At 46.2% G+C, this 23,010-nt stretch carries 24 protein-coding genes; 7 read left to right on the top strand and 17 right to left on the bottom strand.

What is annotated here, in order from left to right; translation table 11 throughout:
• Positions 1-138: 138 nt before the first annotated feature.
• From EDD67_RS12625 to EDD67_RS12615, 3 genes are read left to right on the top strand one after another with little or no spacing between them, the layout of a single operon-like run.
• Positions 139-774 carry an N-acetyltransferase gene (locus tag EDD67_RS12625; RefSeq protein ID WP_121440518.1) on the top strand — a complete coding sequence of 212 codons (636 nt, stop codon included), beginning with the start codon at positions 139-141 and terminating at the stop codon, positions 772-774.
• A 23-nt stretch (positions 775-797) separates the two neighbouring features.
• Positions 798-1,445, top strand: coding sequence for an acetoin utilization AcuB family protein (locus EDD67_RS12620; RefSeq protein WP_121440519.1), 648 nt, complete (start codon positions 798-800; stop codon positions 1,443-1,445).
• Entirely contained in the window at positions 1,442-2,617 is a 1,176-nt protein-coding gene (locus tag EDD67_RS12615; RefSeq protein WP_121440520.1) for an acetoin utilization protein AcuC, read from the top strand. The genes EDD67_RS12620 and EDD67_RS12615 overlap by 4 nt, the downstream gene beginning before the upstream one ends.
• Before the next feature lie 32 nt (positions 2,618-2,649).
• On the opposite strand, the gene motS is transcribed toward EDD67_RS12615, so the two are convergent.
• The 4 genes from motS to EDD67_RS12595 all read right to left on the bottom strand — a co-directional run bounded on the left by motS (position 2,650) and on the right by EDD67_RS12595 (position 6,650).
• Positions 2,650-3,423, bottom strand: a complete 774-nt coding sequence (gene motS / locus EDD67_RS12610) for a flagellar motor protein MotS (protein WP_121440521.1) — start codon at positions 3,421-3,423, stop codon at positions 2,650-2,652.
• Positions 3,416-4,222, bottom strand: a complete 807-nt coding sequence (gene motP, locus EDD67_RS12605) for a flagellar motor protein MotP (RefSeq protein WP_093073527.1) — start codon at positions 4,220-4,222, stop codon at positions 3,416-3,418. Before motP ends, motS begins: the two co-directional genes overlap by 8 nt.
• A gap of 92 nt (positions 4,223-4,314) precedes the next feature.
• Positions 4,315-5,325, bottom strand: coding sequence for a catabolite control protein A (ccpA, locus tag EDD67_RS12600; protein WP_121440522.1), 1,011 nt, complete (start codon positions 5,323-5,325; stop codon positions 4,315-4,317).
• A gap of 230 nt (positions 5,326-5,555) precedes the next feature.
• Entirely contained in the window at positions 5,556-6,650 is a 1,095-nt protein-coding gene (locus EDD67_RS12595; protein ID WP_093073531.1) for a bifunctional 3-deoxy-7-phosphoheptulonate synthase/chorismate mutase, read from the bottom strand.
• A gap of 221 nt (positions 6,651-6,871) precedes the next feature.
• Here EDD67_RS12595 and EDD67_RS12590 point away from each other — a divergent pair, with 221 nt between their 5' ends.
• Entirely contained in the window at positions 6,872-9,034 is a 2,163-nt protein-coding gene (locus tag EDD67_RS12590) for a cell division protein FtsA (RefSeq protein ID WP_121440523.1), read from the top strand.
• Positions 9,035-9,074: 40 nt separating this feature from the next.
• Here EDD67_RS12590 and ytxJ read toward each other — a convergent pair whose 3' ends face one another.
• The 3 genes from ytxJ to EDD67_RS12575 are packed head-to-tail and all read right to left on the bottom strand — an operon-like array spanning position 9,075 to position 10,254.
• Positions 9,075-9,398: a bacillithiol system redox-active protein YtxJ gene (ytxJ, locus tag EDD67_RS12585; RefSeq protein WP_242006055.1), complete on the bottom strand. Its 324-nt coding sequence runs from the start codon at positions 9,396-9,398 to the stop codon at positions 9,075-9,077.
• A 2-nt stretch (positions 9,399-9,400) separates the two neighbouring features.
• The gene (locus EDD67_RS12580) at positions 9,401-9,805 is read right to left on the bottom strand and encodes a YtxH domain-containing protein (protein WP_093073537.1); all 405 of its coding nucleotides are present in this window, start codon (positions 9,803-9,805) and stop codon (positions 9,401-9,403) included.
• 2 nt (positions 9,806-9,807) lie between these two features.
• Positions 9,808-10,254, bottom strand: a complete 447-nt coding sequence (locus EDD67_RS12575) for a DUF948 domain-containing protein (protein ID WP_093073539.1) — start codon at positions 10,252-10,254, stop codon at positions 9,808-9,810.
• Between the two features lie 178 nt (positions 10,255-10,432).
• Here EDD67_RS12575 and EDD67_RS12570 point away from each other — a divergent pair, with 178 nt between their 5' ends.
• Positions 10,433-11,548 carry an aminopeptidase gene (locus EDD67_RS12570; RefSeq protein ID WP_121440525.1) on the top strand — a complete coding sequence of 372 codons (1,116 nt, stop codon included), beginning with the start codon at positions 10,433-10,435 and terminating at the stop codon, positions 11,546-11,548.
• A gap of 74 nt (positions 11,549-11,622) precedes the next feature.
• On the opposite strand, the gene murC is transcribed toward EDD67_RS12570, so the two are convergent.
• The 7 genes from murC to EDD67_RS12535 form a co-directional block, all read right to left on the bottom strand.
• Positions 11,623-12,927 carry a UDP-N-acetylmuramate--L-alanine ligase gene (gene murC, locus EDD67_RS12565; RefSeq protein ID WP_121440526.1) on the bottom strand — a complete coding sequence of 435 codons (1,305 nt, stop codon included), beginning with the start codon at positions 12,925-12,927 and terminating at the stop codon, positions 11,623-11,625.
• Between the two features lie 113 nt (positions 12,928-13,040).
• Entirely contained in the window at positions 13,041-13,703 is a 663-nt protein-coding gene (locus EDD67_RS12560; RefSeq protein ID WP_121440527.1) for a hypothetical protein, read from the bottom strand.
• Positions 13,704-13,774: 71 nt separating this feature from the next.
• Entirely contained in the window at positions 13,775-14,890 is a 1,116-nt protein-coding gene (locus EDD67_RS12555) for a nicotinate phosphoribosyltransferase (protein ID WP_121440528.1), read from the bottom strand.
• A gap of 32 nt (positions 14,891-14,922) precedes the next feature.
• Positions 14,923-15,111, bottom strand: coding sequence for a hypothetical protein (locus tag EDD67_RS12550; protein ID WP_121440529.1), 189 nt, complete (start codon positions 15,109-15,111; stop codon positions 14,923-14,925).
• Between the two features lie 118 nt (positions 15,112-15,229).
• Positions 15,230-17,434: a DNA translocase FtsK gene (locus tag EDD67_RS12545; RefSeq protein WP_242006053.1), complete on the bottom strand. Its 2,205-nt coding sequence runs from the start codon at positions 17,432-17,434 to the stop codon at positions 15,230-15,232.
• Positions 17,435-17,534: 100 nt separating this feature from the next.
• The gene (locus EDD67_RS12540; RefSeq protein ID WP_121440530.1) at positions 17,535-18,344 is read right to left on the bottom strand and encodes a DUF1444 family protein; all 810 of its coding nucleotides are present in this window, start codon (positions 18,342-18,344) and stop codon (positions 17,535-17,537) included.
• 73 nt (positions 18,345-18,417) lie between these two features.
• A complete protein-coding gene (locus EDD67_RS12535) occupies positions 18,418-19,449 on the bottom strand; it encodes a PTS sugar transporter subunit IIC (protein ID WP_121440531.1) in 1,032 nt (343 codons plus the stop codon).
• 150 nt (positions 19,450-19,599) lie between these two features.
• On the opposite strand from EDD67_RS12535, the gene EDD67_RS12530 reads away from it, so the two are divergent.
• A complete protein-coding gene (locus EDD67_RS12530; protein WP_121440532.1) occupies positions 19,600-20,040 on the top strand; it encodes a YtoQ family protein in 441 nt (146 codons plus the stop codon).
• A gap of 75 nt (positions 20,041-20,115) precedes the next feature.
• Here EDD67_RS12530 and EDD67_RS12525 read toward each other — a convergent pair whose 3' ends face one another.
• Positions 20,116-21,189 carry a M42 family metallopeptidase gene (locus tag EDD67_RS12525; protein WP_093073558.1) on the bottom strand — a complete coding sequence of 358 codons (1,074 nt, stop codon included), beginning with the start codon at positions 21,187-21,189 and terminating at the stop codon, positions 20,116-20,118.
• A 195-nt stretch (positions 21,190-21,384) separates the two neighbouring features.
• On the opposite strand from EDD67_RS12525, the gene EDD67_RS12520 reads away from it, so the two are divergent.
• Positions 21,385-21,714 carry a PepSY domain-containing protein gene (locus tag EDD67_RS12520; protein WP_093073560.1) on the top strand — a complete coding sequence of 110 codons (330 nt, stop codon included), beginning with the start codon at positions 21,385-21,387 and terminating at the stop codon, positions 21,712-21,714.
• Positions 21,715-21,919: 205 nt separating this feature from the next.
• Here the strand turns inward: EDD67_RS12520 and EDD67_RS14020 are convergent, their stop codons facing one another.
• Together EDD67_RS14020 and EDD67_RS12515 are read right to left on the bottom strand one after the other, a co-directional pair.
• On the bottom strand, positions 21,920-22,093 hold the full coding sequence (locus EDD67_RS14020) for a hypothetical protein (protein ID WP_154718772.1): 174 nt from the start codon (positions 22,091-22,093) through the stop codon (positions 21,920-21,922).
• A gap of 47 nt (positions 22,094-22,140) precedes the next feature.
• Positions 22,141-22,992: a YtnP family quorum-quenching lactonase gene (locus EDD67_RS12515; protein ID WP_121440533.1), complete on the bottom strand. Its 852-nt coding sequence runs from the start codon at positions 22,990-22,992 to the stop codon at positions 22,141-22,143.
• Positions 22,993-23,010 lie beyond the last annotated feature (18 nt).

The raw sequence follows: 23,010 nt of genomic DNA, 5'->3' as shown, positions 1-23,010 counted from the left end.
CCCTTTATGTACACTGTACATAAAGGGTTTTTTACAAAGAAGAAGGGAATTTTTGTCTCATAAAGCAGGTTGAATATGATATAGTTAAACAAAATCATTAATAGTTGCACTGTATACCGGATTAAAGGTGGGATGCCTGTGAAGCACAAAAAAACGTATCATTCCATGAACATCGAAGCAAAAGACGGAAAAAATTTTTTAGTCGAAGGTCCCGTTTCTAAAGAAGTATTAGAAAAATGCGAGTTCGATGAAGGATTAGTTGCTTTTCGAAAGCCTGTTCAGCAGCAAAAAGCGTTAATTCAAGTGCTTGATCTTCCGGAAAGCCGCATCATTGTTGCCCGGGATGGAGACCTTATTGTCGGCTATGCGACGTATTTGTATCCTGATCCGCTCGAGCGTTGGTCCGAAGTAAATCTCGATAACCTCATTGAGCTTGGCGCGATCGAAGTATCACAGCGCTACCGCGGTTATCAGCTCGCTAAAAACATTTTAAAAGTATCGATGATGGATGAAGCGGTTGAAGATTATATAATTATTACGACAGAGTATTATTGGCATTGGGATTTACGCGGTACAGGTCTATCCATTTGGCAGTACAGAGATATCATGGAAAAAGTGATGAAAACCGGAGGGTTAGAGTGGTACGCCACAGATGATCCCGAGATCACTTCCCATCCTGCTAACTGTTTAATGGCCCGTATCGGCAAACGCGTTAAACCCGATGCGATTCACGAGTTTGACAGAGTTCGTTTTAAGCATAAATACATGATTTAGCAAACTGAAGGAGTTGTCTGCGCATGAATGTAAGCGATATCATGATACGTAATATCTTTACGGCCGAGCCGGATATGGCGATCGGTGATGCTCTAGAGCTGATGAAGAAAAAACACTTTCGTCATATGCCGGTGACTGATTCATCAGGGACAATGATCGGCATCATTTCTGACCGGGATTTAAAAGAAGCTTCCCCGTCAATTTTCGAAGGCAATCATAAAGACTATATGAACCGTCCGATATCCGATGTAATGGTGACGAATGTTATCACTGCACTGCCGATGGATTTCGCTGAAGATGCAGCTAATATTATGGTTGAAAATGACTTAAGCTGCTTGCCCGTCGAAAATGAAGAAGGCGACCTTGTCGGTATTATCACAGAAACGGATTTATTAAAAACGTTCGTTAAACTTACGGGAGCCGCAAACCCAAGCTCAAGGCTGGAAGTAGAAGTCCCGAACGAGAGCGGCATGCTTTGCGACGTATCGGTATTAATAAAAGAGCATCGCATGAATGTGCAAAGTGTTCTGCTTTATCCTTCTTCGGAAAAGCCGGACTGTAAAATCCTTGTATTCAGACTCTCTACGATGGATATGCGCCCGTTAATCGAAACGTTGAAAAAACAAGGGTATAACGTCATCTGGCCCCGTGAATTGGGGATAACATTATGACGGGAAATGCTGTATATATTTACTCGAACGAGCAGCTACAGTATAAATTTCATGATGATCATCCTTTCAACCAGCAACGGCTATCGATGACCAATGATTTGCTGACTGAAACCGGCGCATTAAACAAAGCTGAAATGATTCCTGCCCGTAAGGCCACTGTTCAAGAATTGATGCTGATTCATGATGAAGATTATATCCAAGCTGTGATCAATGCGAGCGAAGGACAGGTTAAATCATCATACCGGACAGCATACGGAATCGGCACCGACGACACCCCTGCCTTTCCGGAAATGCATGATGCCGCTTCTTGGCTTGTCGGCGGTACTTTAGAAGCGGTCGATCAGGTATTTGAACACGGCTATGATCACGCCCTTAACCTTGGCGGCGGGCTGCACCACGGTTTTCGCGGAAAAGCATCGGGTTTTTGCATTTACAATGACAGTTCGATTGCCATTGAATACATGAAAAAAAAATACGGGGCGAGAGTTTTATATGTAGATACTGACGCTCATCACGGCGACGGTGTTCAGTGGGCGTTTTATAACGATCCGGATGTATGCACGCTGTCTTTCCATGAAAGCGGAAGGTTTCTTTTCCCCGGTACAGGCCACGTCAATGAACGAGGACACGGCGACGGCTACGGATATTCATTTAACGTTCCTTATGAGGCCTTCAGCGAGGATGAATCAATGCTTACATTATATAAAGCGGCATTGCGCGAAGTGACAGAGTATTTTAAGCCGGACATCATTCTCACACAAAACGGAGCTGATTCTCATTACTATGATCCGCTCACGCATCTTTGCGGCACGATTAACCTTTATCATGAAATCCCCAAACTCGCTCACGAACTTGCCCACGAATACTGTGACGGTAAATGGATCGCTGTCGGCGGAGGCGGCTATGATATTTGGCGTGTCGTTCCGCGAGCCTGGTCACTTCTCTGGCTCGTAATGTCCGAACAAACCGGGATGATAAACGGCTTCCTCCCGGAAAATTGGGTAAATAAATGGCGTGCCGCTTCGCCCGTAAATCTGCCCGGCTATTGGCATGATCCGCAAGGCATCTATCCTGAGATCCCGCGGCGCAATGAAATCGAGAAGAAAAATGAACGGACATTGCTAAACGCTTTAAAACCTATTTACCAAAAAAACAAAAAGCACGTATTTTAAAAACCACCTTTCCGCTTCGGCGGAAAGGTGGTTTAATACAATTCATTGTCTTCATAGGAAGGGTCCGATATAACGAGCACAACACGGCGGTTTTGCTGTAAATTCTCTTCCGTCGTATTCGGGGCGACCGGACGTGTATCTCCATAACCTACTGCCAAAAATCTCTTTTCATCAAGCTCAGCATCTTCCTCAGTCAAGTATCGGATCACGCTGCTTGCCCTTGCTCCAGAGAGCTCCCAATTTGACGGAAACTGAGCCGTTTCAATCGGACGGCTGTCCGTATGTCCTTCCACTTTCACCATATTCGGAATCGTATCAAGAAGTTCACCGACTTTTTCCAGAAACGGCTCAGCTCCTTCAACGATTTCAGCTTCAGCTGTTTCAAACAGTGCCTGCTCCTGCAAAACGAGAACAACACCCCGATCATCGCGCGAAGCTGAGATTTCTTCTGTCAGCTCTTCCTCTTCCAAATAGTCATTTACCTCTTCCAGCATATCGTCCAGCTCTTCATCCATTTCGAGCTCATCTGTATCCTGTTCGATATCTGTTTCATCCGGTTCATGCGGTTCGTTACGTTCATTTCGTTCTTCTGCCGGATTTTCAAACGGGACGATTGAAGGAAAATCGTCAAATACTGCTCTGTCTTGAAAGGACTCTGCAATCGCTTGGAACTTATTAGCATCCACGACCGACATCGAGAATAACAGGATGAAAAACACGAGGATCAGCGTCATTAAATCCGAGAACGTCACCATCCATTTCGGTGCACCTTTTTTAGTTTCATCCTGCGGACGCCGCCTATTCATTAAGATCCTGCTCCTCATCCTCTTCTTTGCCTTTAATATGGTCAGGCAGGAACGCGCTCAGTTTCTCTTCAAGTATTTTCGGATTTTGTCCTGACTGCACACCGATGACGCCTTCGACAATCACTTGCTTGACAAAAATTTCTTCTTCCGTGCTAAGAGCGAGCTTATTCGCCATCGGCAGAAAAACGAGGTTCGCCATCAAAGTTCCGTACAGCGTTGTCAAAAGAGCAATTGCCATACTCGGTCCGATCGATTCCGGATCGTTTAAATTTTGCAGCATTAATACGAGACCGACGAGCGTACCAATCATTCCCCAAGCCGGAGCGTATTCACCCGCTTTTTCAAGAATCGTCCGTCCTTTACGGTGACGCTCTTCCATCGCGGTTACTTCAGCAAGCATAATATCTTTGATCACGTCAGGTTCGATTCCGTCCACCGCTAACAAAACACCTTTTTGAATAAACGGATCATCGACTTCCTCAAGACCTGCCTCAAGAGCAAGCAAGCCCTCCCGTCTGGCACGGGTAGATAAGTCGACAAACGTATTAATCAACTGTTCCAGGTCGTGTTCTTTCGTCCGGAATGTTTCCCGAAAAACGCGGGGGAGCAGTTTTAAATCCGGAATTGAGAAGTTAATCACAATTGCTGCGCTCAGACCGCCAAATACAATTAAAATCGACGAAAATTGGATGAAATCAGCAACTTCTCCGTCTCCAGCCGCATTCCCGTATATTGCCAGCATGACGGCTGTCATCCCTATTAGTATCCCTGCTGGTGTGAGTATATCTGTTTTTTTCATAATCCCTCTCCCCAAACTGACAATGATCGCTGCTTTATGTATTATGTATAGTAAGCTGCCGAAGCTGGCTTCAGCAGCTCACTCTGTTCGCTTTATTCACCTTGAAATGAAGTCGACTGACGGTACTCAACTCTGTGCGGCAGCAGCACCACCTGTTCATCGACTGTTTCATCGTCCATAAACTTCGTTAACAAACGCATAGAAACCGCGCCAATATCATACATTGGCTGAACGACCGATGTTAATGTCGGACGGACCATTGTCGCAAGACGTGTGTTGTCAAATCCGATAATATCAAAGTCCTCAGGCACACGGTAACCTTCATCTTGTGCGCCGTGAATAAGTCCGAGCGCCATTTCATCTGTTGAAGCAAAAACCGCTGTCGGGCGGTCTTCCAATGCAATTAATTCCTTCATCGCATTTACTCCAGCGTCATGTGTATAATCGCCTAAAGTAACATAGTCGTCGTTCACTTCTTTACCGGCATCGAGCAACGCTCGTTTATAGCCCGCAAACTTTTGATAGCCGTTAATCGGATCTGCCAATGTGCCGGAAAGCATGGCGATTTTTTCATGCCCGGCATTAATCATAGCTGTCACTGCATCATACGATGCCTGCTCGTAATCAATGTTTACGGATGGGAATTCCTTATTGGCATCAATGGTCGCAGAGAGAACGATCGGTACCGGCGAGCTTTTGAACGTCTCTTCATGCTCTTTAGTAATCTCCCCGCCCATAAATACAATGCCGTCTACTTGTTTCTCTAAAAGCGTATTGATCAAGTGAATTTCTTTTTCCTTGTTTTGATCTGAGTTGCATAAAATGATGTTGTATTTATACATCGTTGCAATGTCTTCGATTCCGCGCGCCAGTTCGGAGAAGAAGATGCTTGAAATATCAGGAATAATCACTCCGACCGTCGTCGTCCGTTTGCTCGCTAAACCTCTCGCAACCGCATTAGGCCGGTAGCCAAGCCGTTCGATCGCTTCATGTACACGCTTTCTTGTTGTCGGTTTTACGTTCGGATTTCCGTTAACGACACGGGAGACAGTTGCCATCGATACGCCCGCTTCCCGCGCTACGTCATAAATTGTAATGTTCATCTTATTATCCTCCTAAAATTTACATATTATGGTTTTCAGATTTATTTTCACAATGTACTGATATAATACGATAATTCGCGGAGGGACGCAAATTCTCATCTTTATATCGGTTGCAAAAATCAAAAGTTAACATTTATTTTGAAAATCAATCATATTTTTTCATAAAAACGCAGTAAAGTGCCTTGCCGCTGCATTTATGAAGACTGCAACAGCAAGGCACTCGTTCAATCTTATTTTACTGTCGCCGTTTGACGGCTGTACAAACCGGATGCTTCCAAGCTTTCCAAAAAGCTTTCGAATTGCGGAATATCCATTTGCTGCGCTGAATCGCTGAGGGCTACTGCCGGGTCAGGGTGAACTTCTGTCATCACACCGTCTGCGCCGACTGCAAATGCAGCTTTCGCTGTCGGGAGAAGCAGATCGCGTCGTCCGGTTGAGTGCGTTACATCAACAAGCACCGGCAAGTGTGTTTCTTGTTTCAAAATCGGCACAGCTGAAATATCCAGGGTGTTCCGTGTTGCTGTTTCATACGTGCGAATACCGCGCTCGCAAAGAATAATATTTTTGTTTCCTTGTGAGTAAATGTACTCAGCTGCATTAATGAATTCCGAAATTGTGGCGGATAAACCGCGTTTAAGCAAGACCGGCTTATCGACTCTTCCTGCCGCTTTCAAAAGCTCAAAGTTTTGCATGTTCCGCGCGCCGATTTGAATAACATCAAGGTAATCGACTGCCGTTTCAATATCTTGCGGTGTAACAATTTCACTGATAACAGACAAGCCGTATTTGTCTGCGGCATTTTTAAGAATTTTCAGCCCTTCAAGACCGAGTCCTTGGAAATCATAAGGTGACGACCGCGGTTTGAAAGCTCCTCCGCGCATCATTGTCAAACCTTGTTTTTTCATCATAGCAGCAACTTCATCCACTTGCTCTTGGCTTTCTACTGAGCACGGTCCAGCAATGAGATGTTGTTTACTGTTGCCGATCTGTTCATTGCCGACTTGAACAACCGTATCAGCCGGCTGCTTTTTCCGGGATACTAGCAGCGCTTTACGATTATCGTCTTCTTGCAGTTCAAGACTCGCCTTGAATATCTCTTTAAAAATATGCTGCATTGTAGAGGTTTCAAACGGTCCCTCATTTTTCTCCTCAATCATGTTTAACATGCTGCGCTCACGGACAGGATCAAAACGGTTCAACCCTTGCGAACGTTTCACCCGGCCGATTTCTTGAGCAATTTCTGCCCGTTTGCTGATCAATTCAACCAATTGTTCGTTCACTTCATCTAATTGGCCTCTCAACTCTTCTAATTGTTCATTTCCCATTTGAAAATACCCCTCTCTTATGCATTGCGTTTTCGCTCTTTAACGAATTACGGCCTATTATAACTGATAAACAATGTGCTGTCACGTCATTTTCTTTAACAATTCGACGCTTTTATGTAATGAAGCGGTTTTATTGTAAATTGATCTTGCTGTATCGGCATTCTAAACGAATTCATGTATAATACAGCAAAGAATTGAAAATTTGAAAGGCAGGTTTTTCGATGCATGAACCTTCATCATCTTATCTTTTTGCGCTGGACATCGGCACCCGTTCTGTCGTCGGATTGATCCTTGCGGAAACAAACGACGGCTATCATGTCTTGGATATTGTCACCGAAGAACACCCCGAACGCTCGATGCTCGATGGACAAATACATAACATTCCCGAAGTCTCTGCTGCCATCGTCCGGGTTAAAACAAAGCTTGAGAGTATTTACGGACCGCTCTATGACGTATCCGTTGCTGCAGCAGGGCGCTCGTTAAAAACCGTGCGCGCCAAGGAAACGGTATCTTTGGAAGGAAATCATTTTCTTGACCGCTCTTCATTGCTTCATTTGGAATTATCTGCTGTACAAAAAGCTCAATTTCAGCTCGCGAATCAATACCGTTCATTGAAAGATCATCCTGATTACTGTGTCGGCTATTCGATCTTAACTTATGAGCTTGACGGCGAGCATATCGGAAGCCTCTTGGAGCAGCAAGGAACGAGTGCCGGCGTCGAGGTGATTGCCACGTTTTTGCCGAAAGTTGTTGTCGAATCGTTATTGGCGGCTTTAAACCGGGCCGGCCTTCGTCTTAAGGCGCTGACGCTCGAACCGATCGCAGCTATTAACGTGCTTATTCCCGCCTCGATGCGCCGATTGAATATTGCGCTCGTTGACATCGGCGCCGGTACATCAGACATTGCCATTACCGACAGCGGAACTGTCAGCGCGTACGGCATGGTCCCTAATGCAGGCGATGAAATAACAGAAGCTGTCAGCGATCAATTTTTACTCGATTTTCCGGAATCCGAGAGTGTAAAACGTCGTCTGAGCGAAGAAACACGCGTCAATGCTGTTGATATTCTTGGCATCGAACATACTTTAACCGGCAGCGATGTGATTGAAGCGCTGTCTCCGGCAGTTGATCATTTGACAGAACTTATCCGCGAGGAAATTTTGACACTGAATAAAAAAGCTCCGCGGGCCGTCATGCTTGTAGGCGGCGGAAGCATGACTCCGAAACTGGCGGAAAAACTGGCAGAAAAACTGCAAATTCCCGCAGAACGGATTGCTGTTCGCGGTGTCGATGCAATTAAAAACTTGACGTTTGCCAAAGAGCAGGATAAAAGCCCCGAGTTCGTCACGCCGATCGGCATCGCTATCGCCGCCAAAGAAACGCCGGTAGAGTACCTCAGCGTCACTGTCAATGACTCGCCGGTAAGAATGTTTAATGTTAAAGAACTGACCGCGGGAGACGCGCTGTTAACCGGCGGATTTGACTTAGCCGAGCTGTATGGGAAACCCGGAGCGGGCATAACCGTCACAGTGAACGGGCGGCCGACGTCTGTTCCCGGGACGCTCGGCACACCGCCGGATGTAGTCATAAACGGCAAGCCAGCCGCCATCGACAGTCTATTAAACGAAGGAGACGAAATTAAAATACAGCCCGGTCAGTCGGGAAAAGATGCCGAAGCGGCTGTTTCCGATTTGCTTGAAGGCGAGTTGGCGCATAAACTGATTTATATTAACGATCAGCCCGTGACAGTCTTTCCGGCTGTGAACGTGAACAACCATCCGGCGGCGCCGACTCGATGCTTGCAAGACAGAGACAGCCTTACAATTCAGACGCCCGCAACCGTTCAAGATGTGCTGGCATTAGCCGGACACTCTGTACCGTCAGAAAAAGAGCCCGTCAAAGTGACGCTGAATGGCAAATCGAAAATAATCGATACTCCCGGTGCAGATATTTTTATCAACGACCACGCTGCTCCGGTTATGCTGAATCAGCGAGTTCAAAATGGCGATCGCCTGACGTTAAAAAACGAAGCCGGGAAAGACAGACCGACTGTTTATGACATCCTTTCACTTGATTACCGAGAAGTAAAAGAAACAATCACCGTTACATTTAACGACGAACCGGTTACGTTAACGAAGGATCGCTTCACCTGTTATCTTAACGGGGAGCGCGTCGCAATGGACAAACCGGTTTTTCACGGCAACAGGATTGAAATCGAAGAAAATGAACATGAACCGTTTATTTTCCAGGACGTGTTTGCCGCTGTAAATATCTTCAGACCGGATGATCCTCAGCTGAAACCGCTTATCAGCTTAAACGGTCAACATACAGCCTTCTCCACCCCGATCAATAAAGGTGATCAGCTTGAACTCATTTGGCAATAAAAAAAGCTCTTGCGTATTTGAAAAAACGCAAGAGCTTTTCTTATTTTTCAGTGACGCTGCGAATCGCATCGGCCGTGATATGCCAATGCGAAGCATTCCAAGAACAAGAGCCGTTTTCAACCAGCAGTATTTGCGGCGATTTGTGCTGCACATCAAAATAGTTCGCTGCGTAATTGGAAGCTTCTCTTGCTTCTTGAACATGCAAATATGCAACCGGAAGTGCTTCATCTTCTTCGCTGTAACTTCTCACTTCTTCAAATGCTTCCGTCGATACAGGACAAGTCGTGCTGTTTTTATACAACAAAAAACGTGAATGTTGATTGATCATCGCATCAAGATCGTCTTGTCGAATCAATTTATACATTTTCACGAGTCTGATTCCCCCTGTTTCGCTTTTTCGCGCTCTTCTACTTCGCGGACGAGCTGCTCGACTGAACGCTGTAAATCTTCCACTTCTTTGCGGACAGAAGAAGCAATTTCTTCGCCAAGGCCCTCGGCATCATCCATTAATGAGTCGGCCGATTCGGTCAACTCATCCATGTCACTGCGCAGACGTTTGGAAATCTCCTTCACTTTATCAATCACTTGTGTCGATTGCCCTTGGACATTGCGCGCGATTGACGTCGTGCTCTCCTTAGCCGTCTCATTAATATTATGGCGGAGCTCCCTGCCCGGAACCGGTGCAAATAACAAGGCAGCACCCGCACCGATCACGCCGCCGATAAACGTTCCGATAATGACATCTTTAGGATCCATCTTTTGATCACTCATCATTACTCCCCTTTCGTTTGTTCTGCAGCCGCCGTTTCTGCTTTCTTCTTTTTATATTTGCTCCAAAACTCCATGGCAAGATTGCCCCATTTGACAGCCTGGCCGACTTGTTCGGAACGCTCTTCCGCTTGAACGGAAATCGACTCCGACACTTTCTGCACAGAGCGGTTCATGCTCTGAAAAGAATCGCCTAAATCTTTTGCAGCATCAAAAACGGAATTTAATGAATCTGATTTGTGCTGAAGATCGTCAGCCAATTTATTTGTCTTATGTAACAGCTGCGTCGATTCTTTTGATATATCGTCCACCTGACTCTGCATTCCGTCCACCGTCTCTGACAAATTATCCATTGTTTGTTTCATCGCTTGCAGCGTTTGAATAATATAAAAGACAAGTACTGCAAACGCAACAGCAATAATTGCCAAACTTACATACATTAACCATTCCATAACCGGCACCTCCGAGTGAGTAATTTACTTTGACTTACTGTACAGTATACCATCCGATCCGGTGTTAAACAGCCCTCCTCGTAAAAAATCCGCATAAATATTCCATACACTGGTCTCTCCTTGCAAAACGTTGTAAAATGAACACGATATTTCACATATAAAAAAGGAGGACAAATCTATGCGCGATGAGCGATTAAACCAGCTTGCGAAAAACTTGATCCGTTATTCCGTCGATTTACAACATAATGAAAACATATTAATCGAAAACTTCGGTGTTAAAACCGAACTGGTGAAAGCATTAGTTGAAGAAGCATATAAGTGCGGCGCACATCCCTTCATTTCCCTAAAAGAACCGGAAATAAACCGGACACTGCTGATGAATGCCACACAGCAACAGCAGGAGCAGCAAGCCGCATTTGAAGCAGAAGTCATGACAAATATGGACGCTTATATCGGCTTGCGTTCGGGAGATAACATCAACGAACTCGCCGATGTTCCGTCCGAAAAAATGAGTCTGCATCAGCAAACTGTCGGCACGAAAGTTCACCGGGAAATACGTGTCCCCAACACAAAATGGGTCGTTCTGCGTTATCCAAACCCGTCGATGGCGCAGCTCGCAAACATGAGTACAGAAGCGTTCGAAGATTTTTACTTCAATGTCTGTACACTGGATTACAGCAAAATGGACGCTGCAATGGACGCGCTTGTCCGGCGGATGGAAACAACCGATAAGGTTCGCATTACAGGCGAAGGCACGGATATTTCTTTTTCAATCAAAGATATTCCGGCAATTAAATGTGCCGGAAAACTGAATATTCCTGACGGCGAAGTCTACACCGCCCCAGTACGCGAAAGCATTGAAGGAACGATCACTTATAACACCGCGTCTCCTTATCAGGGAACTACCTTTGATGCGATCAGGTTTACATTCGAGCAAGGGAAAATCATTGCTGCTTCAGCGAATAATACGGACCGGCTCAATGAAATTCTCGATACTGATGAAGGAGCACGCTATATCGGAGAGTTTGCCATCGGCGTAAATCCGTATATCCAGCACCCAATGCAAGATATTTTATTCGATGAGAAAATTGACGGCAGTTTTCATTTCACGCCCGGTCAAGCTTATGAAAATGCTGATAACGGCAACAAATCAGCGATTCACTGGGACATCGTCTCGATTCAGCGTCCCGAATACGGCGGAGGACGTATTTATTTCGACGATGAATTAATCCGCGAAGACGGACGCTTCGTCACGGACGACCTTGCAGTATTGAATCCGGAAAACTTAAAATAAAACCGAGCTGACAGCGCCGCTAAATTACAAGAGACCTTCTCATGTTGAGAAGGTCTCTTTAATACCGAATAGCTTTATACAGTCTTCATCGTTCCTTCGTACGCTTTCTGAAACTTCTGTACATCGCCTGCTCCCATAAAGAGGATCACCCCGTCTTCATGTTCATGCAAAACCGACGTCTCTTCTTCAGATATCCGCTGCGATGCCGGAATCCGTTCCTGCAGCTCATCGATTGTCAGAGCGCTGTCTGTTTCACGCGCAGATGAAAAAATATCGCAAAGATAAACATAATCCGCTTGCTGCAAACTGTCGGCAAAATCATTCAGAAACGCTTCGGTACGCGAAAAAGTATGCGGCTGAAAAACCGCGGTTACACTTTTATCCGGATATTTCTTCTTCGCCGAATCAATCGTCGCTGCTATCTCTGTCGGATGATGCGCATAATCATCGATCAACACTTGACCGTTAAGCTGTTTTTCCGTAAAACGCCGTTTAACGCCGGGAAAGGTTTTCAGCTGCTTTTTAACAACCGACATATCTAACTCTTCATAATGACAGATCGTAATGACAGCAAGAGCATTTAATACGTGGTGGTTTCCGTAACCCGGAATCGTAAACGTGCCGTAATACGAATCGCGAATATACACATCAAAGTGCGTCCCGTCTTGATCGGTTGTCACGTTGCTGGCTAAAAAGTCATGATCGCCCTCTAATCCGTAGTAGAGAACTGGTACTGTCGCCTTCATTTTTTGCAGCTGCTCATCCTCGCCGCAAGCGATAATTGCTTTGTTGACTTTCTCCGCCATTTCCGAAAAAGCCTTTGAAACATCCTCGAGATCTTTAAAATAATCCGGATGATCAAAATCAATATTTGTCATAATTGCATAATCGGGACTATATTGCAGGAAGTGGCGCCGGTATTCACATGCCTCAAAAACAAAATACTCGCTGTTTTCTGCGCCTTTGCCGGTGCCGTCCCCGATTAAATAAGAAGTCGGCTTGGCTTCCTCAAGAACATGGGCTAATAAACCTGTTGTTGTTGTTTTTCCGTGCGAGCCTGTAACAGCAATGCTTGTAAATTGTTTAATAAAATCTCCCAAAAATTGCGGATAAGAATGAACAGCGATATTTCTCGCTTTCGCTTCAGCAAACTCAGGATTCGTTTCATCGTAAGCCGGCGATGCAATAATTGTCTGGTTCTCTTGAATATTTGTGCTGTCAAAGGGAAGAATCGGAATATTCTTTCGCTCTAGAGGTTTTTGTGTAAAAAATTGTTTATCCACGTCTGAACCTTGGACCGGGTAATTCATATCACTGAGTATTTGTGCTAACGCACTCATGCCGGAACCTTTGATTCCGATAAAATGATACAGCGTCATAATTAGATAAAACCTCCACATTCTTGGTCATCGTATTCACAGGAAATCATACGCACCGCTGAGAGCAGATGCAAGTTTCACGCAAAAAATGACGAGCAAGAACCATATTCAGATCATTTATTGCAGTACTTTCGAAAGTCAACGCCAAACTCTTTTAAATATTTCCTATAGGCCAATTGACCTTGTTCGCTCGCTGTTAACAGACGTAATGCCACATCTTCCTCACACTCTTCCTTAATCGTAATCGGGGGACCGATCATTTTCCGTTCAAAACCAAGCTTCACTGTCCGCGCCAAAATGAACTCTTTTTCAACGGGCATCGTCATCGGCTTTAAAGGCGATACTTCTTGATAGACAAACGGTTCAAAAAGCGGAGCGATAATAAAGTTGTCCGAATTGGAAAATTGCACATAAAAAGGCTCCAAATGCATTAGCATAACCATTCCGGCAATCTCCAGCGTCTTTTTATCGAGCTTCTCTTGGTTGTCGCGAATATACAAATCAAACATTCTTGAGCCGGCAGCAGTGATATGATCAAAGGCGAACCAGTGTTGAAAATGTTCATCTTCTTCGACCGTTATCATACTCGTTTTACCAAGGCCGATCTTGTGTTTATAAATGGCTTTTGCACGGACTTTTTCGCGCAAATTCGCTTCACGTTCGATGTAATCAAACACACCTTCATACAGCACGGATAATTTTTGCGTCGCCTCAAGTTGTTTTTGCTTTTTCAAACGCGGGAAATCAACCATAAACTCAGTTTTTCTGCTTCTCATGATTCTTATCTCCATCTCCTCGTCAAAAGTATACGCAACCAAAAATATTCCGGCGGATGCTGAGCCGGCGCTTAATAATGATTTTTCGCAAAATTTATTTTTTCCAGCCGGGGGTTAACCCGTTCTTCTCTGCCCATTTTGGCTTCGTGTTCACCGTTAAGCTTCACGTTATCGCCGGTGAAACCAATATGTACTTTCAGCAAACTGCTGCCGACACCGTACATATCGACCGGTGCGCCAATTTCTTCATATTTTTGAATGCGTGAAGCATCAAACCCGCCTGAACAGACAATTTTCACATGGTTAAATCCTTCTTCATCAAGTGCCTGCCTGAGAGCAAAGAGCAGCTCCGGATTCACTCCGCGCGGATCGAATGTCCCCATCACTTCAGGGTGGCGGCAAAAATATTGGTCAATCATATGATTTGACGTGTCAACCCGAACGCCATTCAATTTATCGCCGAATTCGCGGGCAACCTTTAATGAGTCAGTTATGACATCATTATTATAATCTACTAAAGCCAGCAAGTCATCATCGGGATATGTTTCTTGATAAGCCCGGCAGGCTGCAACAACATCCCCTTCAAACAATTGAATCAGAGCATGAGGCATCGTCCCCATTCCCCGTTTGCCCCACCATTCGTTCATTGCGTGGGTTGCTTGAGCTTTGGAGCCGCCGATGTAAGCCGCATAGCCGTCGCCCGCTTGCATCATAAAGTGATCATCCCGATCACCCATAAAGATAATCGGTTTCTCTTTTCCTGATTTTTTTGCCGCTGTCACGACTTCATACACATTCGTTGCCACCGACGTTCGACGGGCCAATATTCCGTCAATTACCCCTTCTAAAAACCCGAAATGCTGATAAGGACCGGTGATTTTTAAAACGGGTTCAAACGGTTCGATTTTATCTCCGTCTTCAAGTGAATATACTTCAAGGTCTTCCGGATTATCAGCAAAAGTTTCCAAAAGCGCTAAAACCTCATCCGTACCGCACAAAACCGCATTTTCTTTTTGGAAAAACTGCATCGTGATCCGGTTATCTTTTTTTAATTTTTTGGCGATTTCTTTTGTTTTAAGAAAATATACAGCAGAGAACCAGCCTTCTCCGACCCGTTCATCAAATTTAAACGTATTGTTTGTCAACCGTTTAATTTTGCCCTGAAGTTTTAAATGGATTTCTTTCATCATTAATCTCCTTGCATTTCGGACTCTTCCTGTTATTGATAGAGCGTATTTTTTGCGCGTTGCTGAATAACAGCCTCAACAATTTCGGCAACATCGCTTTCGTTTAAACAGTTCATCCCATTTCGAAGTACAACATCTTGATGACGCTCGTCCGATTTGAGCAAATGGAGCCAAGCCGGCGAGACAGTTTGAACAATATTTTCTAAAGGTTCTTGCTGCATAACAATCCCTCCTGAAATGTTGTTGTTCGAACTCTTGTTGTCTTTTAAAACGAAATTCGTCGTTCGGGATGGAGCAGCAACATGGTTATTGTATCGAAAATAAGACCATGTGTGTAGCCTAATACTCATTTTGTTCCGAATTTTCTTCACTTGTCAAATAAACTTCACGGGGTTTGCTCCCTCGGGCCGGAGAGACGATTCCCTTTGCCTCCAAATCATCTACTAATCGAGCAGCTCGATTGTAGCCGATCCGGAAGTGGCGCTGCAATAAAGATGCTGACGCCGCCTTTGATGTCCGAACAAATTCACGGACGTCATCGTACAGCGGATCATCATCTTCCCCCTTATTGTCTTCTTTTATCGCCGGTTTTTCAAATAAAAAATCTGGCCGGGGCTGTTTTGCGGCAAAAGACGTCACCTTTTCGATCTCTTCATCGGATACAAATGCCCCTTGAACACGCCTTGTTCGCCGAGCTCCGTTAACCATCATCAGCATATCGCCTTTTCCGAGAAGCTTCTCAGCGCCGGAGGAGTCTAAAATCGTCCGCGAATCCGTTTGCGCCGATACCGCAAAGGCAATCCTTGTCGGAATGTTTGATTTAATCAGCCCTGTGATCACATCGACGGACGGCCGCTGCGTTGCTACAAGCAAATGAATCCCGCATGCTCTGGCCTTTTGAGCAATCCGGCAAATCGCGTCTTCGACTTCGTTGGCAGCTGTCATCATCAAATCAGCAAGTTCATCGATCACGATGAGCAAATACGGCATTTTTTCTGCCTCTTCTCCCCGTTTATCCATTTCTGCATTGTATTTTTCCCGGTCCCGCACGCCGACTTGCATAAATTTCTCATAACGATTTTCCATTTCAGCGACTGCCCACTTTAACGCGGCAGTCGCTTCTTTCGGATCAGTGATTACCGGCGCAGCCAAATGCGGAATTTCCCTGTACGGGGCCAGTTCGACCATTTTCGGGTCAATTAATAACAGTCTCACTTCTTCCGGGCTTGAACGGTAGAGCAAGCTGATCAATATACTGTTGATGCAGACGCTTTTGCCGGAACCGGTTGCCCCTGCCACAAGGCCGTGGGGCATCGCTTGAAGGTTTAACACGACGGGATCGCCGGTAAGGTCCATCCCCATCGCTGCTGTAAGCGGATCCGCAGCTTGTGTAAATGCGCGCGAATGCATAATTTTTCGTACAGATACCGGGTCTGTCGAAGCGTTCGGTATTTCAATCCCGATTGTACTCTTGCCCGGAATCGGCGCCTCAATCCGGATATCTTTCGCGGCTAAATGGAGCTTTAAATCATCAGCTAAATTAACAATTTTGTTAACTTTTACACCGGCATCCGGCTGCACTTCAAACTGGGTAACCGCCGGGCCGCGTGTCGAATCAACGACACGGGCGGCAATTTTAAATTGTGCGAACGCTTCGTTCAACCGTTGCGTCTGATCTGCAATCCATTGCCCGTCAGCTTCGCTTGCACGCGCCGGGACATCCAGCAAATGTAGCGGGGGCAATGAGTAACCGCTCTTGCCTGTTGTGCGTTTTTTCTTGTTGACGGTTTGTTTATCTTTAGGCGTCATTATGACATTAAACGGCTTCACAGAAACCGTATCTTTTGCCGCCGGCTCCGGAGCGGACACGGTTTGTACACCTTCGCGCAGAACAGGCGTTAACGGGCTTTGAACAGCGGGGTCTTCCGCTTCTTCCTCCTGCTCAAAAGCCGCCGGTTCTTCTTCGGATGTGCGGTTGGCATAAAAAGATTCCGTTTCAGCTGACAGCGTCTCCTCCGCTGCCTCTTCGTCGGCAAGCTGTTCAGGCTGCTCTTTGGAGTTAAAGCCGGCCGGATCCGCCTTTTGAGCGCGTTCCGCTAACAGCGGTGAGCAGTCCGCTTCTTTTTCCGTTTCATCCGTGTCTGTTTCTTCCTGTTGCCGAGCCGGTCTGGATGTACTGTAACCGTAAATCGGCGACGGTATTTGTGCGGTCGGAACAAAGGGGCCGTTTTTTTTCGCAGGTTCTGCATTCTCAGTCGATTTATCAGTATAACCGGACGCTTGCCCGCTCGTCTTTTTCGCTGTATGTGTTCGCGTTTCTTCAATATGTTCATGAATCGTCTTTGCTTCATCCACTTGCACCGGAAAGCGAAAAGCGCCTTGCTTAGGGTAATAACTGATTGTTTTAACTTCTATTTCCGAGTTATCATCTTCGTATCGATTAAGCGTATGAGAATGATGATCGCGGTCATTCTTTTGCTCTTCCTCGGCAGCGAATGACCTGAACACTTTTTTTAACCAAACGGGAATTTCTGAAAAGTTCACTTTGATTCTCCTCTATTCACTATAGTCAGATCGAAAGAAAAAGAATCACCCTCGGGCGATTCTTCAGCTTATTATATCATACTGCCAGTTGGTTAAAGTTTCATCCGTCCTTTTTCGGATCTTGCGGTTTTTTTTGCGCCAAAACGAATATCGGCTCAAGCTCGCCTTGATCATAAAGAAACGGAAGGGCTGTAATCGGCACCCGTCCTTCGGAGAAAAATTGAAAAGCCATCTGCCCGAGCACATCGTAGCCGGTTTTATTTTGCAAATCAGCAAAAATAACGACATCTTGATGCGGAACAGCAACAGCCATTTCCCCGTAAATCTTCTCCGACATCGTTTGCAATAAGCTGTCGTTTAAAATACGGCTGGCGTCATACCCGTCATCAGTCCGCAAAAAGTAGAATGTATTGCCTGCTACCGTATCTTCTGTCAACGGAGCCGGCAGCGAGCGAAGGTTAAACAGCGCTGTTTCTTCGATTTCCGTGATTGATTTGCCTGCTTTCGCGGCCGTATCCTCATCAATCATCGCATAAGATGAAGGATTATCGACAACATATAAAATCCGCGTTTCCGCCGTATGGTCTCTGTAAAGCAGCTTTCTGCCGTCATCAGTTTCAACTGGAAAAGAAGCGCTGCGCAACACCGGATAGATCCGCTGTTCATTTCCTTCCAGTTCGATTTCTCTCGATAACAGCTGCATACCCTCTGTAATTGTATGCAAAATTTCCTCGAGTGTTTTTTCTTTATTTTCCGCCATTTTTCCCGTTAAACCGGCTAAATTGACGGTGACACCTTTGTCTGTTTGCGGGTCGACAATCCGTAATTTATCCGTATCGCGATCGTATGACGTCGTCCACTTTTCATCTAAATGTTTTTCGATTTCGCGTTTTAATTCGAGCGGTTTCATGTTTTTTCCTCCTGACAGCCTCATTTTAGCATGATCCCGGTTCAGGATAAAACAGCGTGATCGATACAGAACTTTAAGATTTTTCGATCGCCATATCGCCCGGCCGAATCCAGCCGATTCTTCTGAACCATTCTGAGAATATCAGACTGACAAGCGCCGGTCCAACGATTTGCAAGCTGATAATACCAAACCAGACAAATTGCTCTGTCCCCATCGTTCGGATTGTCATAATTGGTCCGACTAAGCCGCTTGTCCCCATCCCGGCGCCGGCAGGGTTGTTCTCCATTACAAATACAACGGTTGTCAGCGGACCGATCACAGCTGCTGCCAGTGTCGGCGGCAAGAGGATTCGCGGGTTTTTAGCTATATTAGCAATTTGCAGCATCGATGTGCCGAGACCTAATGCAATGACACCGCTCACCCCGTTTTCACGGTAACTGCTCGCAGCAAACCCCATCATTTGGGCGGCACAGCCGACCGTCGCCGCACCGGCAGCCACGCCTTCCAGTTCAAGCATAAATGCAATCGCTGCACTGGAAATCGGAGCAGTCAACGCCAAGCCCATCAGCACGGCTACCAATACGCCCATAATGAACGGCTGCTGTTCTGTCGCCCACATAATAAATATGCCGAATTGCCTGATCCCTTCACCGATCGGCGGGCCGACCAGCATCGCCGCCGTCCAGCCGGAAGCAATCGTTACAAACGGGGTCACAATAATATCCAGCTTTGTTTCCTGCGAAACAAGTTTACCGATCTCTGTCGACAGTAGCGCCGCAAGGAAACTTCCTGCCGGACCGGCCAGTTCACCACCGGCAGCACCGCTGACAAGAGCGGAAAATAACACGAGTCTCGGCGCGCCTAAACCATAGGCGACGGCAATCCCGATCGCCGGACCGGAAAGATCCATTGCCAGCTGCCCCATACTTATTAACGCCTCGCCTGCAGGTTCGTAAAACGGACTGACCAACTGTTCGCCGACCGTTTCCATAATCAAACCGATAATTAACGAGGAAAACAGTCCGAGCGCCATAAAACTGAGGGCTTTTACAACGTATTGATGAAACGACGGTTCAATACCCTTTCTCTGTAAAAATGCTTTCATAATATCCTCCAAAGCCGAATTCGTCTTGATAAATACCGGGGTTATTTTATCATAATTTTTCTTTTTTTGCGGGCTGTTATCCTTAAGCTACGTTTGAAGCAAAATGAAACGGGAAATGTTCTTGTGAATGGCCATTAAAGGAGGGATAAGATGGAATTAACTGTATACTTAGCCGGACAGATTCACGATGATTGGCGACAAGAGCTGAAAGAGCTCGCTTCAAAACAAGGACTCCCGGTTCAATTCACCGGCCCGATGGAAAACCACGATCGCTCTGATAACATCGGCGAAGAGATTCTCGGAGAACAGCCGAGTCCCGTCTATAAAGATGAGGCCGCTTCGCAGCTGAACAATCTGCGCACAAGAGTTCTTCTCGAAAAGTCGGATGTTGTCATTGCTCTTTTTGGCGAAAATTACAAACAGTGGAACAGTGCAATGGACGCTGCAACCGCCGTCGCACTAGGCAAACCGCTGATTTTAATCCGTCCGCCGCAGCTTCACCACCCGCTGAAGGAATTATCAGAGAAAGCTCAAGTAACGGTCGAAACACCGGAACAAGCCTTGCAGTCTCTCGCGTACATTTTTGCCTAAGCATCCAGCAAAACAAAGGTGCTGCCGAGCGGTATGTCCGCTATGCAGCACCTTTTATAATTGCATGAATGACGTTTATACTTGTGCTCGGATCGTTTCAAGCGATGTTTTATCTGTTTTTCGGGCAAGTGTTGTGATCAATTCTTTCGCAGCAGCATAATCGTCGACATGAATCATCGACGCCGACGTATGAATATAGCGCGAGCAAATACCGATCACTGCTGAAGGTACGCCGTCGCCGGAAGTATGCACCCGCCCGGCATCCGTTCCTCCTTGCGAAATAAAAAATTGATACGGGATATCGTGTGACTCAGCTGTATCTAAAATAAACTCGCGCATCCCCCGGTGCGTAATCATCGTCCGGTCGAAAATACGAAGCAGCGCCCCTTTGCCGAGGTGTCCGAATGCATCTTTCCCTCCGGTTGCATCGTTGGCCGGACTTGCGTCCAGCGCGTAAAAAATATCCGGCTGGATCATATTTGCTGATGCTTGCGAACCGCGAAGACCGACTTCTTCTTGAACGGTCGCTCCGGAAAAGAGCGTGTTCGGCGTCTTTTCACCGTGCAATTCTTTTAACAGTTCAATCGATAAACCGACACCGTACCGGTTATCCCACGCTTTTGCCAAAATCTTTTTTTCGTTCGCGAGCGTCTCCATCGGGCAGACCGGTACTACCGGCTGCCCGGGCTTTATCCCGATTCTTTCAGCATCTTCCTTATCGTCTGCTCCGATGTCAATATACATGTTTTTGATCTCCATCGGCTTCTTCCGTTTTTCTTCATCCAATAAATGCGGCGGTGTTGAACCGATTACCCCCGTGACAGGGCCTTCGTCTGTAATGATATGCAGTCGCTGGGCGAGGAGCACTTGACTCCACCAGCCTCCCAACGGCTGGAACTTCAACAATCCTTGATCATTGATCGATGTGACCATAAAACCGACTTCATCCATATGACCTGCGACCATAACTTTAGGCTCGTCTTCAGCCCCTCGTTTCACACCAAATACTCCGCCTAAACGGTCCTGGATCACTTCATCACTGTATTTTTCTAATTCAGCTTTCACGTATTTGCGCACTTCGTGTTCATGTCCCGGTGCACCCGGGAGCTGCGTTAATGTTTGAAACATTCGGTATGTATCTTCGTTCATTCATCACCCACTCCTTTTCACTGCATTCTTGTTCTCATTTTAACGGAACTGCGTTTGATCTTCCAGTTTTTCTGCGCATTCGCTGATGCGAAATTTTCTGTTTGGCTTCTTCGCCTATTTCCGATATACTGTCTTTGAAACCGTTCGCGCATTAATCGATTACCAATCGAGTTTTAAAGAAGAGGTGAAGATCACATGAGCTGGAAAGGTTTTGTTGCAGGTTTAGGAGCTGGCGTCGCATTGACTGTACTCGCAAAAAGTCAACTGGAGAAAAGCGAAAGTCCGCTCTCGGCCGAGAAAGCGCTGAAAGTGGTTAAAAAGAAAGCTTCACAAATCGGAGAAGTCGAAGGATCTTGGGTGCATATGATGACAGAGGAGTACGAAACAGATCACCTTGTCTATCATGTTTACCGAGGCGGCATTACGATTGCTGAAGAATCCGGAAAAATTGCCGCGTATGAATTTCTTGTCGATTCCTCGACGGGAACGGTGCTTGAATTCAAGAAACAAGAAGATGCCGCATAAACAAAAACCGGAACGGCCAATGCCGTTCCGGTTAGATTGTAGACAAACTATATTTTTATGTCAGCCATGAATCCACTACTCTCCGCTTGTCCCGGGCAAGGACTCAGCTAGTATTCGGCGGCCATGGACCGCCGAATCCGGATCTTCGTCTCTTGCTTTCCCGGAGGCGTCGGAGGAGTGGATGCATGGCTTCTTTTTTTATAAATTAACTCGCTTCAAAAAAGAGGATGACCCAGCATCCCGGCTTAATCCTGCGGGAATGCGAGATAGACGAGACCCTGCAGGGCCAAGCCCGAAGCGGCTCGGCGCTCGCCCGCGGAAAGAAGCCGGACGATGCGTCGTCATCCGTTCCTATTAATATGACATCTATCGATGTCATGACTTTGTCTAAAACCTAACCGGAACGGCCAATGCCGTTCCGGTTTTTCATTCGTTATCCCGATTTCGTTCAATCGTTTGTTGAATGCTTTTTCCGTCTTCAGACCACTTTAACGCGCGATAGCAGGCGTCGTGGTAAAAAGTGAACCAGGCAGTTTCAAATGAATCAGGGTTAAGATACCGTTGTTTTTGCGCAATCGAATCCATCGGATAGTCGTCAAACGCCATCACCCAGAGCGGATTTTTGTGCGCATGAGTCGGCAGCAAATCGGCGAGATGCCAAACTTCCTGGCCTCCTCTTGCGATGTGAATAACCGCATGTCCTGCACTGTGCCCGCCGGTATGGATCAGACGAATGCCGTCTGCAATCTTTTTTTCACGCGCATACGTCTCTGTTTGCTCAGCGATTCCCCGCCAGTTTTCCTCGAAATAAGTACTTTTAGAACGGATATTCGGATGTTGCAATTCGTTCCATTCCGTTTCCTGAACCCAAATGACTGCATTCGGAAAGATCGAACGTCCGTTCCCATCTGTCAAACCGCTCGCATGATCAAAGTGCATGTGTGTCATTAATACACCGTCGATATCCGCGGGGGTTAACGACACAGTCCGGAGACTTTCTGTCAGCCGTGATTCTTCTGTAATCCCAAAATTTTTCTTTGCTTTATCGCTGAATTTCCCGTTGCCGATCCCGGATTCGATCAAATAGTTTTTTCCATCTACTTCCAGCAAAATTGGGTCGGTCCGCAGCTCAATTTGATTCAGCTCATTCGGCGGGTATTTTTTGGACCAGAGCGGTTTAGGAACAACACCGAACATCGCCCCTCCGTCCAAGTGTGTCACTCCCCCGTTCAGCCATGTCAAGCGGCAATTATCGGATAACGTCAACTGTTCAAGCATAAAACACCTCCTAAAGTT

The organism is Salisediminibacterium halotolerans, from assembly GCF_003814815.1.
In the GTDB taxonomy this organism is placed as follows: domain Bacteria; phylum Bacillota; class Bacilli; order Bacillales; family Salisediminibacteriaceae; genus Salisediminibacterium; species Salisediminibacterium halotolerans.
Note: the sequence above shows the minus strand (reverse complement) of the source record. Positions and strands in the feature narration are given on the sequence as shown.